Consider the following 17,853-nt stretch of genomic DNA (forward strand, 5'->3'; position numbering starts at 1 on the left):
AAAGGTTGAGACGTTGGATTACGATCTGATGTGCTCTCCTTCCGAGAAGAAGGGCTTTTCATTTTGAGTAGGAACAGTGTTTCCTTTGAACTAAGGTTATTTCGTGAAACTGTTTACATATGCATGATGACGAGCATTACAGGAATATTCAGCCAAATTGGATTTTTTTCATTTTTATGGATGATAGGGCTTGCATTACAAGCAGGGTACAGATAACATAGAGGAAGATATTAGGGTATGCGTTAGCTGTTCAACTATGGTAAGGAGGTATGTCTATCCATGCTGTTTGCAGAAGCTGCCACGGCGAGTACATCGAATTTTAATGCATTTGATATTTTTGTCATCTTATTTACGATCCTGATTTTCATCGGAGTTGTTCGGCTTCTTCGGGCACCGAAGAAAAATCTGTTTGCGATCGGATTTGCAGTAGTCAGCCTACTGGTATTTCTGATGACAGACTATGCGATGATAACAGGTTGGTTTGCTCAGTAGGAATGCCACTGAAGTGAATGGAATTTAAGCCAAAAGAGTATGAAGGAACACTTTCCACGGGAGACATGGAGGGTGTTTTTTTCGTTTATATCGAGCGATTGAACAAGATTATACCTTCTCTACTAAAATAGGACTTAAAACAATTGTATATCCAGATTCTGTATGATACATTGAGGGATACCGGAATTGCAGATGAGAGAAAAAGAGAATGGATTCAGCGATGAATCCGTTGTCGAGTCGCGCAAGAAGGATGTATAGAGAGGGTCAGGTGAGAATATGAGCGTGTTGGGTAAAAAGGGGATAGCCATACTGATGGCTGCTGTACTCTCGATTAGTGTAGCGGCAACGGCCGGTGCAGCTGAATCCAAAGCGGCGATGCAAGCTAAAGTGGTAGACGGTCAAGTCTATGTGAACACCAAGGATCTGCTCAAGGCAGTTGGTGGAAGTGGACAATATGATGCCAAATCCGGAACGTACACGTACAAGGGAAGTGAAGCCATTCCCAAAGTGATCGAAAAGGTATCTCCTTCGGTCGTAGGCATTATTGGGAAATCTACCGAAGTGCAGGACGGGGCAACATCAGACGACCGTTATAATCTTGCACATGGTACAGGTGTCATTATCCGGTCGAACGGATGGATTGTAACGAATGCTCACGTGGTCGACGGATTAATGAACCCTGTGGTCGTAACAACGGATGGCAATACATACAAAATTACGAAAACATACAGTGATGCACTCAGTGATCTGGCGCTAATCAAAATCAATGCCAAATCACTCAAACCGGCGAGCTTTGCCAAAGCTTCACAAACTACTGTTGGAGAAACGGTGATCGCCTTGGGTACGCCGATTTCCTTTTCTTTGCGCAACTCGGCAACGGTAGGGGTAATTAGTGGCTTGAATCGTGGTGTTGAGGCGACCTACCGGTTGATTCAGACCGATACGGCCATTAACCCAGGAAATAGCGGAGGACCGCTGGTCAACCTGAAGGGTGAAGTGGTTGGTATCAATTCCATGAAATTTTCTGCGGTCGGCGTAGAGAGTTTGGGATTTTCGATTCCAGTGGATACCGTTCAATATATCATTGATCAGTTTTTTAAATATGGCAAAATAAAACGTGCAAGTCTGGGACTACAGCTGGAAGAAAGTTGGTCTGCGATTGTGGGACTGCCTACAGATGATCCCTTAACGATTACGGGCGTACTGTCTACTGAAGCCAAGAAAGCCAAAATCAAAGAGGGCGATGTCCTTTACAGTGTCGCGGGCATACGTGTCTCTTCAGTAGTGGATATCAATGAGTTGCTCAAAAAGTATCTGCCTGGACAAAAGGTAAAGCTGTTGATGCAATCGGATGGCGATATCGTCACCCGCACGTTGGTGCTTGCTGATCGCGCAGACATCGTAGACGAGGAAGATGAAGCGTTCCTTGCAGATGAAGAACAATAAAGCCCGGCGATCAGCCCGGATGGAGAGAGGACGAAAGAACGGAATGAAAAAGTCATGGATACGTGTGCTAAGAACAGGTGTATTAACTGGGATGCTGACCATTGGCGCGGCATTGCCTGTATGGGCATCTGATCTGACGACAAGTGAACTACGAGTCAAAGCGGGGAGCACGAGCGCCTACATTAACGGCGATAAGCAGGCCATAGCCAAACCTTACAAGTTCAAGGGTGTTACGATGGTGCCTGTTGGTGTGTTCAAGAAAGCATTTGGCAGTGAAATCCGGCTGGAGAAAAATGATGTTGTCAAAATCAAGGAAGGTCCACACACGGTCACCCTAACGATTGGCAGTTCCATTGCCTGGGTGGATGGTGTAAAACATGAGATGGGTGCCGCTCCCAAGATGGTGAATGGCGTACTTATGGTTCCACTTCGTCCGGTTGCTGCCGGTATAGGAGCGACGCTAGCTCCAACCAGCTCTGGAGAAATGGTCATTCGTCTGTTGCAAACCGATGATTCGGTGGATGAGGAGGATGGCCTTCATCCGGATGAAGGCAAAACCAGAATTGGCAACAGTTTTTACGGTTGGTCCATTAACTACCCGGCAGACCTTATGGTTTTCCAGACCGGTGAGCAGGAGCGCATGATGACTTTTGGCGCTGCGGACAACAGTTATTATCTTGAAGTGTATGTTAGCGATCAGGATGTAGCTCTGGATGCGGATGATTTGTTGCAGCAACTTGTCCAGGAGGCCAAACAATCGGGAGATACGGTGCTGGATCGTGAAGCGGTGTCGAAAGGCAAAACGCCTTATGCACGGATTATCGTGAAAGATGTAGACGGCATGTTATGGGAGATGCGTCAGTATCTGAGCGAAGGTCGTCAATATGATGTGTACCTCGCGGATTACGAAGCCCTGAATTATAAAGATCTGGGCAAACGTGCAGCGCTGCTCAATTCATTCCAGCCAACCTATGCGGAATCGGATCGAACGATCAAGGATCTGTCCACCGTAGATAATGGCATGCGCTCCGCATGGAACGATGACTATGGTATTGAATTGATGATTCCAGCCGGCTGGTCGATGGATAACAATCAGATGATCTACGAAGCCAAGGACGGTGCATATCTGCAATGGCGTGTCACTTCGGCGAAGGCAGGTACTACGGTTAAAGACTGGAGCGGCCAACTGGATAAGTGGATGCGCGAGACATTTACACCAGAGAGTTACGAGCCAATTGGCTCATATACGATGGATATCTCGGGAGAGACTGCCGAGGTGAATGAATTCCGTTATAACTTTGGCGGGGGCTGGCAGACCGAGTTTGATGTTCTTTTGCAGAAGAATGGGTATCGATATTATGCAGAGTATACGTTCCCTGAGGAGCAAAGTGCAGATCGGGCATGGTTTGAACGGATTATGAAGAGTGTGGAGATTGATTTTGATACGGTTGCCGATAATTTCGGTCAGCTGGATGAAGATCCTTATTTGACAGACAAAACGAAGACACTTACACGTACGTCCAAACGTTATCATTACAGTGTAGATATTCCGCGTTACTGGACGCCGTATAGTGATCGATTCGAATATTCACCTGTGGTATACACCTTTACGGGCGGAGAATTCTCCATTGCGGCGAGCGAAGACAAGTCGATCGAGATGACGGTCAGCCAACTGAGAGAAGCTTATGCCGAAGCCACCAAAACGCGGAAAAACTTCCAGCTGCTTCGCAGTGAGGAGCTGACATTTGCGGGTGTGCCTGCATTTTCCTTTACGTATCATGAACTGGACAAAGGTGTGCCATATGCGGGTCGCCAGATCGTGTTTGAGAAGGACGGAACAACCTATACGATCACAAGTGGGCTGAATGATGCTAACAAAACAGAAGTTCAGGCGGCAGCCTTGGAAAAAGCAGTGAACTCATTTACTTTTATTAAATAATTGTAGTGGAGCCGGAGGGTCAAAAGACCTTTCGGTTTTTTTCGTTGTACTGGAAATGAAAATGGTAAACGGTTTTTTCAGGAAACCGTAGAAGAGTCGGTGCAGAAGTGTTACAATATACTAGTTCAGGAGTTATGACCTCTGATCTGATGAATATGAATGACTGTAAGCTTGGAGTTCGGGCAATACAGACATAATAGATAGATATTGTAATTAATGTGACAATGCAGGTGTACCCGATAAGGTGCAGTCTTAGGCTTGGTATGTTCAGGCGTTTAAGGATATAGGGATGAAATCCGGCGGATAGCCGGTTATGGGGAGGATCTACATGAAAACAGCAACAATACGAAGAGAAGACGTTGAACTTCTGGCGCCTGCTGGTGACTGGGATTGTATGCGTTCGGCGGTAGCTAATGGCGCAGATGCAATTTTCTTCGGAGTCGAAAAGTTTAATGCACGGGCACGGGCCAACAATTTCCGCATGGACGAGCTGCCGGAGATTATGGCGTTTTTGCACAGTTATGGCGTAAAAGGTTTTTTGACCTTTAATATATTGATTTTTGAAAATGAATTGACGGATGCCAAAGAACTGATTGATGCATGTGTCGATGCAGGTGTGGACGCAGTAATTGTTCAGGACTTGGGTTTGGTGAAGATGATCCGCGAGATCTCGCCGGATTTCCCGATTCACGGTTCAACACAGATGACGATTACGTCCCCGGAAGCGGTCGAGTTTACGAAGCCGTTTGATATGGAACGTGTCGTTCTGGGACGGGAGAACAACCTGAAGCAGATCCAGAAGATCGGGGAGCAGGCGAAGCTTCCGATGGAAGTATTCGTTCATGGTGCGCTGTGTGTATCCTACTCGGGGCAATGTCTTACTTCCGAAATGTGGGGAGGACGTTCGGCGAACCGTGGGGAGTGCGCACAAGCTTGTCGTCTTCCATACGACCTGATGGTGGATGGGGTGCACAAGCCGATGGGTGATGTAGCCTATCTGTTGTCTCCGAAGGATCTGGCAGCGATTGACCTGATGCCGGAACTGATCGAAGCAGGAGTAACTTCTTTCAAAATTGAAGGACGTCTCAAAACGCCGGAATACGTAGCAAACGTAGTAAGCAAATATCGTAAAGCGATTGACCGTTATTTTGATGGAGATAACACGCCGCCAAGCAAGGAAGAAGTTCGCGAATTGCAGCAAAGCTTCTCCCGTGGCTTCACACATGGTTTCCTGAGCGGTACAAATAACAAAGAACTGGTGGATGGAACATTCCCGAAAAGCCGTGGTGTCTACCTTGGTCGTGTGGATCAAGTGTTGCGCGATGGTGTGGTTCTGAAGCTGGATGCACCCGTGAAACGTGGAGATGGAATTGTATTTGACGCCGGAGACCCGACTCAGAAGGAAGAGGGCGGACGCGTATACGATGTACGTCGTAAAGGCGTAAAACTCGAAGGTGAAGCCGAAGAGGGCTGGATCGTTGATGTCGTGCCAGGCCGCAGTGACGTGGATCTGCGCCGCGTGAAAGTTGGCGACAAAGTGTGGAAAACGAATGACCCGGCGCTGGACAAACGACTGCGTCAAAGCTTTGAGACGGAGAAGCCGTACCGTGTATTCCCAGTGAAGGTGAAGGTCATTGGCAGCCCGGGGCAGCCGCTTAGCACATGGTGGACAGACGTGCAGAAGGGCACGACTGTCCGGATTGATTCCGAGATGGAACTGGACATCGCGCAGAAGCGTCCAATGACACATGAATTGCTCGAAGAGCAGTTCGGACGTCTGGGAGGCACCGTGTTCCAGTTGGAAGGAATGGACGTCAACCTGCACGGTGACGTCATCATCCCGATGCGCGAGTTGAATAACATTCGCCGTCAGGCGGTAGAACAACTCGCGGGCGAGCGTCCTAAACCACCCGTCTACGTGAAACGAGCGGTAGATGTGTACGGCGATTCGGTTAAACCGGCATCGCCAGTCGCTCGCGGTCAAGCAGAACTGACCGCGCTCTGCCGCAGCTTGCCACAAGTGGAGGCAGCGATTGAAGCAGGGATCGGCATGATCTATGCCGACTTCGAGTTCATCAAGCAGTTCCCGGCAGCCGTGGAAGCTGTGCATGCCGCTGGTCGCAAGATCGCGTTGGCAACACCGCGTATTCATATGCCTGGGGAGAACGGATATCATAACAACATCCTGCGTCTGAAGCCAGATGCGGTATTGGTTCGTAATACAGGCGCACTGTACTTCTACCTGCGCCACCGGATGGAAAACCCGGATGCGAAGCACCCGGAACTGATCGGCGACTTCTCATTGAACATCGCCAATCACAAAGCAGTTGAATTGTTCCTGGAAGCAGGCTGTGACTGGATTACGCCATCCTATGACCTGAACATTCAACAAATGGTTGATTTGCTGGGCCACTCCCGTACAAGTCAGACCGAAGTGGTTATCCATCAGCATCTGCCGATGTTCCACACCGAGCACTGTGTATATTGTACATTCATGAGTGAGGGAACGGACTTCACGAACTGTGGCCGTCCTTGTGAGGAACAGCGTGCATCCCTGCAAGACCGAATCGGCATGTCACACCCCGTACGGGTGGATGAAGGCTGCCGTAATACGGTATACAACGCAGTGGAGCAGTCGGGTGCCGAGTATCTGACCAACTTTATGGATCTGGGTGTATCCCGTTACCGTGTGGAATTCCTGGAAGAGACACCGGAGCAGGTACGCGAAGTTATCGATCTGTACAACCGTGCACTGCGCGGCGAGATCAGTGGTACACAAGTTTGGAAAACACTCAAAGCAACGAACCAACTGGGCGTTACACGTGGTCAATTGGTGAAATAACGATTGTATGGTACAACAACAGTTACAAGCATGAAGGAACCCCAATCTCTGCTTCAAGGAGCTCTTGGGGTTTTTTTACATCATGACACAGGAGGCGAAGAAGCGTGGCACCATTCACAATTATGGATATCAAATTGCTGTGCGGGGTCACGGCATTCAAGCGCGGAGAAGATTATAACCAATCTGGCAGGGTGACTAATCTGGTGGTTAGTGAGGATCAGCTTCATTACGAAGCACAGGTACGTGGATCGGAGCGCTATCAGGTGACGGTGGATATAGATGCATCAGGTGAGATTGTGGCAGACTGCAGTTGTCCGGGTGACGGCAGGCATTATGACTATTGCAAACATGTCGCTGCTGTCCTGTTGGCTATTCACGAATGGGGTGAGCAGCAGGAGCGTAATGCGACGATTGCCTCTGGGAAGCCTTCTCAACCTGCTACAGGCCAAGGAGCCAATACCAGTTCCAACTCAGGTTCCAAGTCCAGGGTTGGGACGTTGGTCGAAGAGAGCATGTGGGAGCGCCCCCAGTCTGCTTCACAACGAGAGCAACTGAATGATGCTCCAGAGCGTCCGCCCGTTCACTTTGCCCAAGCAGGTCGGCCAAGCTCAGCTTCGGGTTGGGGCCGCTCGGCAGATAAACCTTCTTACCGTACGGCGGATCAGATTCTGTCCATGTTTGCCAAGGATCGGAGACCGCTGCATGGAAATGACCGTAAATACACGGCCCCTGTCAGCCGTTCCTCCCTGCGGGAAGAATTGCAGGTTCAGTTTATATGCAAGCTGATACAAGTTCACAAGGGTGGTGGGAAACTCGCTCTTGAACTGAAAGTGGGTAACAAACGTCTGTATGTGGTGCAGAAAGTGAAGCAATTCCTGAACTGCATCGAAAAGGGCGAGCCCATGTCATTTACCAAACTGTTCCACTATGATCCATTAATGCATGTGTTCACTCCGCAGGATCAGGCGATTCTCTCGATGCTCATTCGAATGAGGCAGAGTGAAGAGGCATACCGCGAATCCATTTCCGGTTATTTGGGGGCGTCAGATGGACGGGATATATTGATTGCTCCACTCGTATGGAAGCCACTGCTGGAATTGCTGCTGCAGGCTGATAGTCGGATGGAGGGTACAGGATTCGCCAATGGACCACTCACGCTGGGTGAGGGAGTATTGCCTTTATTTTACCGGATCGCCCAGGGAGCGAATGAAGGGTATCAGCTTGAAATTTCGGGACTACGTGAGCTGATTCTTCTCCCTGCTTATGATGCCGCTGTGGTGGAAGGACAGTTGCATATGTTGGAGCCGATGCAGATGCGAAGTCTGGAGGACTTGAGTGGAGCACTCACTTCATATGGAATCAAGGAAAGCATCGATATTTCGACCCAGCAGGTGGATGAGTTTGTACAGCATGTCGTGCCAGAACTGCGTACGCTTGGACATCTGTCCATTGATTCACAGGTGCGTGAACAGATCGCGGAACCGGAACTTTCACCCAAGTTGTACATCGACTTCTATCGTGAGCGTATTACAGCACGTCTGGAATTCGACTATGAGGTCATGGTCATTAATCCGCTTGCAGAGTATTTGATAGATGAAGAAGAGAAAAAGGTTATTTTGGTGCGTGATCGATACAAAGAGCGGAATCTAATTGAACGGCTCGATCGTTCTTTTCTGGAACGTGATGGTAGTGTCTGGGCGAGTGAACGGGAAGATGCGATCTATGATGTTATGTATCATTTGTTGCCTGAACTTGAAAAACAGGTAGATATCTATATGCCAAACGCCGTGAAGGCGATGGTGCAATCCTATCCAACACCGCCGAAAGTACGAGCAGATTTGGGAAGAGGACTGGACTGGCTGGAAATTTCATTTGAGATGGAAGGTGTGGACGAGCAGGAACTTCAGGAACTCATGCGCCGCATTGTGGAAAAGAAACCATATTTCCGTCTCAAGAGCGGTGTTTTTCTCTCGCTTGAAAATGAAGGTGCAGATAGCTTCGCTCATATGGCCGATTCACTCGGACTGGGAGCGGATGATATTAAGAGCAGCCATATCCGGCTGCCAGCGGTTCGGGCGTTACAATTGCCGGGCAGGGATGAAGTTTCCGGTCATGTGAAGTGGGGAGGTTCTCTGAAACGTTTCCTCGATGATCTCCGAGATCCTGAGCGGATGGATTTTGCACTACCGGGATCTCTGACCCCCATCCTGCGGGATTATCAGAACAGCGGATACCAGTGGCTGCGTACCCTCGCTTATTATCGTTTTGGCGGCATTCTCGCGGATGATATGGGACTTGGCAAAACGTTGCAAAGCATCGCCTATATCACAGCGGTGCTTCAGGAGAAGCCTGAGTACAATATGGACCATACGGGCGGTGATAAATACCGGGAGAGCGGATCATTACGGGGCGGTGAAACGTTGGCGACTTCCGACATCGATCCCAAAACTGGGCTTCCATTGGATAAGATGGCTTCAGAGAATACGGATGGCCTATGGTCTACGATGCAGCAGGATGGACTAACAATCCGAACGAGAGTTATTCATCCCCCGGTACTTGTCGTTGCGCCTGCCTCGCTGACCTACAACTGGGCTAATGAGTTTGCGCGGTTCGCCCCGCATCTGAAAGTTTTGATCGCAGCCGGTCAGAAAGAAGAACGAGCCAATATGCTTTCAGGCATGGATGAGGCAGATGTGATTGTGACGTCGTATCCTCTGTTGCGACGGGATTTGGACACCTACCTGGGCCGAACCTTTCATACGCTCATTCTGGATGAAGCTCAGGCAATCAAAAATGCCTCTTCCCAGACTGCGCAGGCAGTGAAACAAATTCAGGCTCCGCGTCGTTTTGCACTCACAGGAACGCCTGTAGAGAACTCGCTGGATGAACTGTGGTCCATTTTTGAAGCCGTATTCCCTGGGTTGTTTCCAAGTTACAGAAGATTCCGCGATCTTCCTCCGGAACGGATCTCGCGGATGGTGCGTCCGTTTATTCTGCGCCGCCTGAAGAAGGATGTGTTGGAAGAATTGCCTGACCGCATTGAAACGGTACAGCGGTCAGAGCTTACGGTTGAACAGAAGAAATTGTATGCGGCATACCTCTCCCAGCTTCAGGATGAAGCATCAAAGGACATGGAGGATAACGGATTCCAGAAGAATCGCATCAAAATTCTGGCAGGCATCACACGCTTGCGTCAGTTGTGTTGTCACCCGGCCCTCTTTGTTGAAGGATATCAAGGCGATTCCGGGAAAATGGAACAGTTGCTTGAAACGGTCGAGGATTGTTTGGCTGCTGGGAAACGAATTCTCATCTTCTCCCAATTTGCGAGCATGTTGAATCTGATTCGTCAGACCCTCTCGGCACAGGGAAGGAATCTTTTCTACCTCGATGGTCAGACCCCTGCACAGAGCCGCGTTGAGATGTGCCAGAGATTTAATGAGGGCGAAGCTGAACTGTTCTTAATCTCCCTGAAAGCTGGCGGTACAGGACTAAACTTAACGGGTGCAGATACCGTTATATTATATGATCTATGGTGGAATCCCGCCGTGGAAGAACAGGCAATTGGCCGTGCCCATCGCATGGGACAGAAACAAGTGGTGCAAGTCATCCGTCTGGTTACCGAAGGTACGATCGAGGAGAAGATCTTGGAACTTCAGCAGCGGAAGAAGGACTTGATTGCCGAAGTAATCGAACCGGGAGACGGGGGATCGACGACCTTATCCGAACAGGATATTCGCGAATTATTGATGGTATAATGGAGTCCAAGCATCGTAGCAATAAGAATCATTAAATATATGAATCTCTACAAGTGGGACTAATCATTTACACGAGAAACGTAGAGGACAGAAAAAGGCTGGAGAAGCGGAGCGTTCGCCTAAAATCTTTCTGAAAGAAAGCTGCATCGGAAGCATACGCTATCCCCGGATTTTCACCTTTAGAAAAGGTAATCAAAAAATCTGTGGATAACAGCGATCGGAAGGTTGTTCTGTCATCGGAGTAGTAAGTGTAAATATGCTTTAGTTCAACTTGTTTAGCAAAAGGAGTGGGTTCGTGTGCGTATTCGCAAAGCGATTATTCCAGCCGCAGGGCTGGGTACCCGGTTTCTGCCTGCCACCAAGGCAATGCCTAAGGAAATGCTGCCCATCGTGGACAAGCCAACGATCCAGTACATTATTGAAGAAGCTGTCGCTTCTGGCATTGAAGATATCATTATTGTGACAGGTAAAGGGAAGCGGGCCATTGAAGATCACTTCGACTACTCATTCGAGTTGGAACAAAATCTGGCTGGTAAACAGAAGTGGGACTTGCTTAACGAAGTACGCAAACCCTCCGAGATGGCAGATATTCATTATATCCGTCAAAAGGAACCGAAGGGACTTGGTCACGCCATTTGGTGTGCCCGCAAGTTTATCGGCAACGAGCCTTTTGCCGTCCTGTTAGGGGATGATATTGTGGAAGCGGAACATCCCTGCCTGAAGCAGATGATCGATGTCTACGATGAACTGCAATCTCCGATTGTTGGAGTACAGCCTGTCGATTGGAATGAGGTATCTCGCTACGGGATTGTAGACGGAGAGTTGCTGACCCCTACCGATGATCGTGTTTTTCGGGCCCGCCGCTTAATTGAGAAACCAAAGACCGAAGACTCTCCCTCCAACCTGGCTATTATGGGACGTTATATTCTTACACCGGATATCTTTGAGATACTAGGTCAACAATCTGCTGGTGTCGGGGGCGAAATCCAACTCACAGATGCCTTATCCCGATTGAATGAACAGCGGCAGATTCTCGCATATCATTTTGACGGACTTCGTCATGATGTTGGTGAGAAGTTGGGCTTTATTGAGACATCGATTCACTACGCATTGCAGCGCCCGGATTTGCGGGAGGATTTGTTGGCGTACCTGAAGAAGATAGTGGCGTCTAACTAATATATTTCTAATGAATAAGATCGCAAAAAAGGTTTGCCCTTTGATAAACTGTACCCTATGTAAAGGACATTTCTAAAAAAAACTATATGGCTTCAAGAAGATGATCTCTGTATTGTACAGGGGTCATCCTTTTTAGGTTCCACTGGTATCTATAGTGATTATAGTAGGTCATATAGGCTTTAACTTCACGTTTGACTTCGTCTAACGTGGCATAGCTCTTTAAGGAAGTTTCGTCCTTAAAATGACCAAAAAACGACTCCTGCGGTGCGTTATCCCAACAATTTCCTCGTCTGGACATGGATTGTCCAAGCCCCATCCGTTTCACTTTCTTCTGAAAATCCGGATGAGTGTAGTGTGTACCTTGATCGGAATGAATGAAGGCATTACGACTCTTCTTGAATTTGCGATTTTTCTGTAAGTGAAGCAACGTGTTTGTCGCCAGATCCATCGTCATTCGCTCCGACACATGATAAGCCAAAATTTCATTGGTGGAACTATCCTTAATGGTGGACAGATAGGCGCGTTTCCCTTGGCCGTAACTTAAGTATGTAATATCTGTTAGAAGTACTTTGCCCGGGATGCCTTGTTTGAAGTTGCGTTGTAACAGGTTAGGCATGGTTCGATGTTCATGGGTTGCCTTCATCATTGGTTTGTAGGGATTAGCTCGTCGATGAGGACATACAATATCGTATTTTTTCATGATTCTTCGGATGAGCTTGAGATTCCACATGATCTGAAATTGTCCTTGCAGCGTCATCTTAATGGAGCGAGCGCCCTTGTTACGTTTCTTAAATTGGAAGGCTCGACGGATGTACACACCTATTTCCTCATCAACCTGTTCCTTCTTCGTGCGTCTGTGAATGGCTGAAGTGCTCCAGTATCGGTAGTATCCGCTTTTGGAGACCTCGGCGGTCTCACACAGAACACTTACCATTCGCTGAAGATGGTATTTCTCAATCACGGTTCGGATTAACCTGTATCGAAGACTAGACGTTAGTTTTACTCGTGGTTCCACCCCCGTTCGGCCAGGCGAATCTTTTTTAAGAGTTCATTCTCTGCTTGGAGCAGGTGAATCTGTGCTTCGAGTTTCGCGTTCTTTTCTGCCAAGGTTAACTCACGTTTTAGAGACTCTCCTGAATGTTTGCCTCGTGTATCTTGTAAGCCTAGAGCTCCTTGCTCGTTGTAACTGGCTCTCCATCGGTCAGCTGCGGCTTTGACCCGAGTCATCCCAATGATCTGAACGTCAAATCCACAAGTCTCAAAGATCTCTCTTGGCAGCCTTTCTTGCTGATTTAATGTAATAAAGAGTTGTTTGAACTCGTCCGTATAAGTGATTCCCTTGGTCGAAACAGACTTCACATAGGGATTTGTAGCAAGTTGCTCTAGTTCGCTTGTTGTAAATGTTTTCTTACTCATTAATCGTTCTCCGTCCTTGTCTCGTACATGGTATATAACAAAAATACCCCATAGAGAGACTTTTTTAAAGTATCTACTCTATAGGGTACAGTTTATTGAAGAGGGCAAACCTTTTTTGTATGGAGCTACTAGTAGTGCATTTTATTAGAAATTCAGTTCTGCTATCTGTTTTATCTCGTCTGCTTCGTTAGGTGCGACAGCGATAAGCTTATCATATATAGCTTGATCTTGTTGCCCATCCTTCGTTAGAGCGGCAAGGTACCAACGAGCAATTTCACGGTTGGTAGCATCGGTCAGATCCTCTGCAATCCCACCCTTAAGGATAGAAGCAGCTCCAGCTGAATCGTTTAACATGTATTTTATTTTTCCCGCGTTCAGAATCATTGTTGGGGTCAGCTCGAACGGCTGCCCTTGAAGTTGTCCTTCAGGGAGAGTCTGTAGATGTTCTACTCCATCAACAACATGCTGATAGGCTTCAACACCTGAAGTGAAATAAGATTCCTTATTAGCTGTATCGCCTTGTCCAAGTGCTTGATATCCTAGATCAAATGAGCGGCTTATCAGTGTTTCGTACCAATCCATATCCCAGATATAGTTGTTGGCATATTCTTTTTTGAGATTATAGGCTTGGACAGATTCCCCTTTCATTTCATATAGACTCATGAGTTGTTTAACCATGTTCTTATTAAATGGTTCTGCTTCAAGACCACGTTGGAGTAACTGTATGGAGTTCGAATAGAACTGATCATCTTGTGTTTGCTGAAAGCCTTGTTGATAGAGGGAACTAAGCATTAGCAATGAATCTGTGTGTGTACTGCGAATCGATAGATCTTTATCGAGTGGCACCTTTATCTCTTGGAAGTCCTGGCTAGTTTGAGCTACCTTTTTCGCCTCGTAAGCGTAATGATTTGCTTGCAGGAAGCGAACGGATGTAATGAGCAGGACAATTGCTGCTATCCCGGCAATTACACTGTAGATCCCACGTACCGCAGATTTGCTAAACTTCAATCGACGTAGTGGTTTGGGATCCATCGCAGCAGTCATACCGCCGAGGCCAAGGAATACCAACATTCCAATAAAGACATAGCTCATATTGAAATCGAGTAAACTCAGTATCAGAATGGACATGGACAGGATAAAGTACACAAAATGGGATTCACGCTCTTCTTCACTACGCCTTAAAAAAGCACGCACATACTGATAGAAAACAAAGAGTATAAATGCCATAAAGATAACAAATCCAATGATCCCAACTTCTACGAGGTATTGCATGAAGAAGTTGTGTGCTTGAGCACTGACATAAGGATTGTTCTGGTACTTTTCATACAAAGTGGTCCATGCTCCACCACCCGCACCTATGATTGGATAGTCAGCAAATAGTTTTGTGGCATCTTTATAAAACGTAATTCGCTCGAGTACACTGTGTTGTTGGAAATTAGTATTTTCAAGTCGTGTACTAATGCTATCAGGTAAAATATTTCGCACACTCGTACCGAGCAGAAGCACGGAAACAACAACTGTGAGAATAACAGATCCTAGTGGAATCCATAAACTGGAGCCTTTTCGAGCTGACCAGGATTGAATGCCATGCTCTAGTTGTGGTGCGATCCAACGCTGGATAACCCAACTTACTATTGCCACAATGATGGATGCTGCTATCAGATAAATCCAACCCTTGGCTGCGAGTGAGCCGGAAAATTGCAGTTGCAATTCAAGTCCTGCTGTATTTATTGGATTCAATACAACCAGTGTGCCGATTGCGGCTACTCCGCTATAGATAAACCATAGAATTTGTTTAGCGGGTTTTAACAATAATAACAGTATAACGAACACAATCGGAAGCATGACAAGCCCAGTCCGGGAAAGTGTCAGCAGTAGCGACAAAATAATAGGTACAAGCATAAAACTATGTAGAAACTGCGTGTACACTTTTTTGGAACGGATCATACTAAAAATGGTGATAAATAAAAATGCCATCAGGAATGCGGCGTATGTATTAGGATACTGAAATACTGATGCAAGTCGTGGTCCATTTGAATCATTCCAGATCGCTTGGTTGTATACACCGTTAATAACTCCTGCAGAAAACCAACCCACCAGCTTGCCTGCGAAACTGAAGGCTCCCAGCCAGTTTAACAAACCAAAACCCACAATAACATATGCAATTCCTATTAAAGAAGATTGTATGATATGATTGATTTTGTTGTTTTGAAGCAGGTACATCATCATCACAAAAATTATCGCATAAATGCACTGGATGAGGATCATATTGACTGCCAAATATTCCGATGCAGCATTGATGAGGGATAGTACATAGGTAAGTGGAATCAATAGCACGGCCACTTTGAGCCAATCTTGCTGTGTTTCTAACTTGATTTGTTTGAAGTAAATGGCCACCCAGATGATAAATAGGAGGGTAGTGATTGCAACCGCCCAATAAATGGGAGCTTCAAATTGCAGCAATTGCCCATTGAATAGCGCAACTTGAAAAGCGGACCAGAGTAAAAATATGATCAGTCCTATGGTCAGGGTCCATAGTAGAGGCGAAGTTGAGCTAGTACTTACTTTGCTCGACGTCTTCCTTTGTTTCCCGTATACTGGATTCGACAAGGTTTGAGTCTCCTTTTCTTGTAGATACGACAATATTCTAACATAGGATTATTCAGCTATTCCACTTCAAATAAAAAGTGAGTGAGGACTTAACATATGTATTCGGAGTTTGTAAAGATGAGAAGGCTAATTTTTGATTTGGCCAAAAGTGACTTCAAAAAAAGGTATCTGGGATCTTATTTCGGTGCTGTATGGGCGTTTATCCAGCCTCTGGTGACTATCCTATTGTTTTGGTTTGTGTTTCAAGTTGGGTTTAGATCAACTCCAGTAGATGATGCACCTTTTATCCTGTGGTTGATATGTGCCATGATTCCTTGGAATTTCTTTTCAGATGCATTTCAAACGGCAACTACGTCCGTGACCGACAACAATTTTCTCGTTAAGAAAGTTGTATTTAAATTAGAGATACTGCCGATTATTCGTATTTGTTCTTCATTGTTTGTCCATTTGTTTTTTTTAGTTTTCCTTATACTCATGTTTACAATATATAAATATGAATTCACGCTATACTATCTCCAAATATTCTATTATCTGATTGCTACAGTATTGCTTGTTGTAGGTCTATCTTGGATAACAAGCTCAGTGCTTCTTTTTTTTAAGGATACCGCACAGATTGTGGCCTTGATCGTTCAATTTGGGTTTTGGTTAACTCCAATTATGTATCCACTAAAAATGATTCCAGAAAAATACATGTTTCTCTTTAAGGCTAACCCTATGTACTATATTACAGACGGTTACCGGAGAGTATTTATTTATCGGCAGTGGTTCTGGCAAGACATGAAACTTACAATTTATTTTTGGTCGTTTACTCTTGTTACACTTGTAGTGGGGTACTTCTTATATCGCAAACTGAAACCGCATTTTGCTGATGTTCTCTAAGGGTGGAATATAATGAACAATTATGTGATTGAGGCTAAAGGCCTAACTAAACAATATAAACTGTATAATAAGCCGATAGATCGATTGAAAGAAGCTTTACATTTTTCAAACAAAATATATCATAAAAAATTCACTGCGCTAGATCATCTTGATTTTCAGGTATATAGAGGGGAATGTCTCGGCATTATTGGTAAAAACGGATCTGGCAAATCTACGTTACTTAAAATGATTACGGGTGTACTCACCCCAACATCCGGTTCACTTCATGTAGAAGGTAGTATTTCTGCGTTATTAGAGCTGGGAGCAGGCTTTAATCCTGATCTTACAGGACTGGAGAATATATATCTAAATGGAACGATAATGGGCTTTTCCAGGGACGAAATGCAGTTGAAGCTTGACGAGATTTTGGAATTTGCGGACATTGGTGAATTTATATACCAACCAGTTAAAACATATTCCAGTGGTATGTTTGTAAGACTTGCTTTCGCAGTAGCCATAAACGTTGACCCTGATATATTGATCGTAGACGAAGCACTTAGTGTTGGTGATCTACGGTTCCAGCAGAAATGTTACAGAAAAATTGATGAGCTGAAGCAAACGAAGACCATTTTGTTTGTAACTCACGATATGTCAGTAATTAACAAGTATTGTGATCGAGTTGTATGGATCAATGAGGGGAAACTTGTGGAGGAAGGTTCGCCAAGAGACATCTCAAAAAAATACCAAGCGTTTATGATTGGCGCTAATTACAAAAAGCTAGATCTTAGTGAGTTCTCTGATTCCGGGGAAGAGTTTACTGGTTCTTCGAAGGCACACTTGGTAGATTCATTACAAGGTAATCTAGATATGATGGGTGATGAAAAAGCAGTTATCACTGGAATATCAATGTTTGAAGCCAACGGGCAAGATAAGGTCACTCTTGTAGAAGCGGAGCAAGAAGTGGAAGTCCTGATTAGACTGGATATTTATGAAATTATTGATTATCCCATTGTTGGTTTTTCAATGAAGGATCGACTTGGAAATATTATTGTTCAAACAAACAATTATATCCTTGGAGACGAAATCGAGTCACTTCAGCCTGGTGAAAGTTACGTTTTTAGCTTTGGTTTCCGATTCCCAAGCCTTAATCATGGTTCTTATACAATATCGCCAGCAATTGCTTCCGGGACGCAACAAGAACATAAGCAACATAGCTGGGTCCACGATGCTTTGGTCGTTGAAGTGTTACCTCTCGGCTATGAATCTGTTAGTGGTATTCTGTGTTTGAAAGATGTTTCTTTTTCAGCAATCGTATAGAA

At 45.9% G+C, this 17,853-nt stretch carries 10 protein-coding genes; 8 read left to right on the plus strand and 2 right to left on the minus strand.

Going from position 1 to position 17,853, the window contains the following annotated elements:
- The first annotated feature begins 279 nt into the window (after positions 1-279).
- The 6 genes from ACE04G_RS02695 (at position 280) to galU (ending at position 11,650) form a co-directional block, all read left to right on the plus strand.
- Positions 280-492, plus strand: coding sequence for a hypothetical protein (locus ACE04G_RS02695; RefSeq protein ID WP_017692026.1), 213 nt, complete (start codon positions 280-282; stop codon positions 490-492).
- A 276-nt stretch (positions 493-768) separates the two neighbouring features.
- Positions 769-1,938, plus strand: a complete 1,170-nt coding sequence (locus ACE04G_RS02700; RefSeq protein WP_260632949.1) for a S1C family serine protease — start codon at positions 769-771, stop codon at positions 1,936-1,938.
- A 43-nt stretch (positions 1,939-1,981) separates the two neighbouring features.
- On the plus strand, positions 1,982-3,877 hold the full coding sequence (locus ACE04G_RS02705; RefSeq protein ID WP_486094135.1) for a stalk domain-containing protein: 1,896 nt from the start codon (positions 1,982-1,984) through the stop codon (positions 3,875-3,877).
- Between the two features lie 328 nt (positions 3,878-4,205).
- Positions 4,206-6,719 carry a U32 family peptidase gene (locus tag ACE04G_RS02710; protein WP_017692029.1) on the plus strand — a complete coding sequence of 838 codons (2,514 nt, stop codon included), beginning with the start codon at positions 4,206-4,208 and terminating at the stop codon, positions 6,717-6,719.
- 104 nt (positions 6,720-6,823) lie between these two features.
- Positions 6,824-10,474 (plus strand): DEAD/DEAH box helicase, encoded by a 3,651-nt coding sequence (locus ACE04G_RS02715; RefSeq protein WP_449003784.1) that lies wholly within the window; start codon positions 6,824-6,826, stop codon positions 10,472-10,474.
- 297 nt (positions 10,475-10,771) lie between these two features.
- Positions 10,772-11,650, plus strand: coding sequence for a UTP--glucose-1-phosphate uridylyltransferase GalU (gene galU / locus ACE04G_RS02720; RefSeq protein ID WP_449003785.1), 879 nt, complete (start codon positions 10,772-10,774; stop codon positions 11,648-11,650).
- Positions 11,651-11,732: 82 nt separating this feature from the next.
- On the opposite strand, the gene ACE04G_RS02725 is transcribed toward galU, so the two are convergent.
- Positions 11,733-13,066 (minus strand): IS3 family transposase gene (locus ACE04G_RS02725; RefSeq protein ID WP_486094136.1). Its coding sequence is split into 2 segments (ribosomal slippage): positions 11,733-12,664 and positions 12,664-13,066, totalling 1,335 coding nucleotides; the frame shifts between segments, so codons are not numbered across the junction.
- Positions 13,067-13,210: 144 nt separating this feature from the next.
- Positions 13,211-15,676 carry an O-antigen ligase family protein gene (locus ACE04G_RS02730; RefSeq protein ID WP_449003836.1) on the minus strand — a complete coding sequence of 822 codons (2,466 nt, stop codon included), beginning with the start codon at positions 15,674-15,676 and terminating at the stop codon, positions 13,211-13,213.
- A gap of 117 nt (positions 15,677-15,793) precedes the next feature.
- Between ACE04G_RS02730 and ACE04G_RS02735 the strand changes: the two genes are divergently transcribed.
- Positions 15,794-16,555, plus strand: a complete 762-nt coding sequence (locus tag ACE04G_RS02735; protein WP_341344205.1) for an ABC transporter permease — start codon at positions 15,794-15,796, stop codon at positions 16,553-16,555.
- A gap of 12 nt (positions 16,556-16,567) precedes the next feature.
- Positions 16,568-17,851, plus strand: a complete 1,284-nt coding sequence (locus ACE04G_RS02740) for an ABC transporter ATP-binding protein (RefSeq protein ID WP_449003835.1) — start codon at positions 16,568-16,570, stop codon at positions 17,849-17,851.
- Positions 17,852-17,853 lie beyond the last annotated feature (2 nt).

It is taken from the genome of Paenibacillus sp. AGC31 (assembly GCF_057334655.1).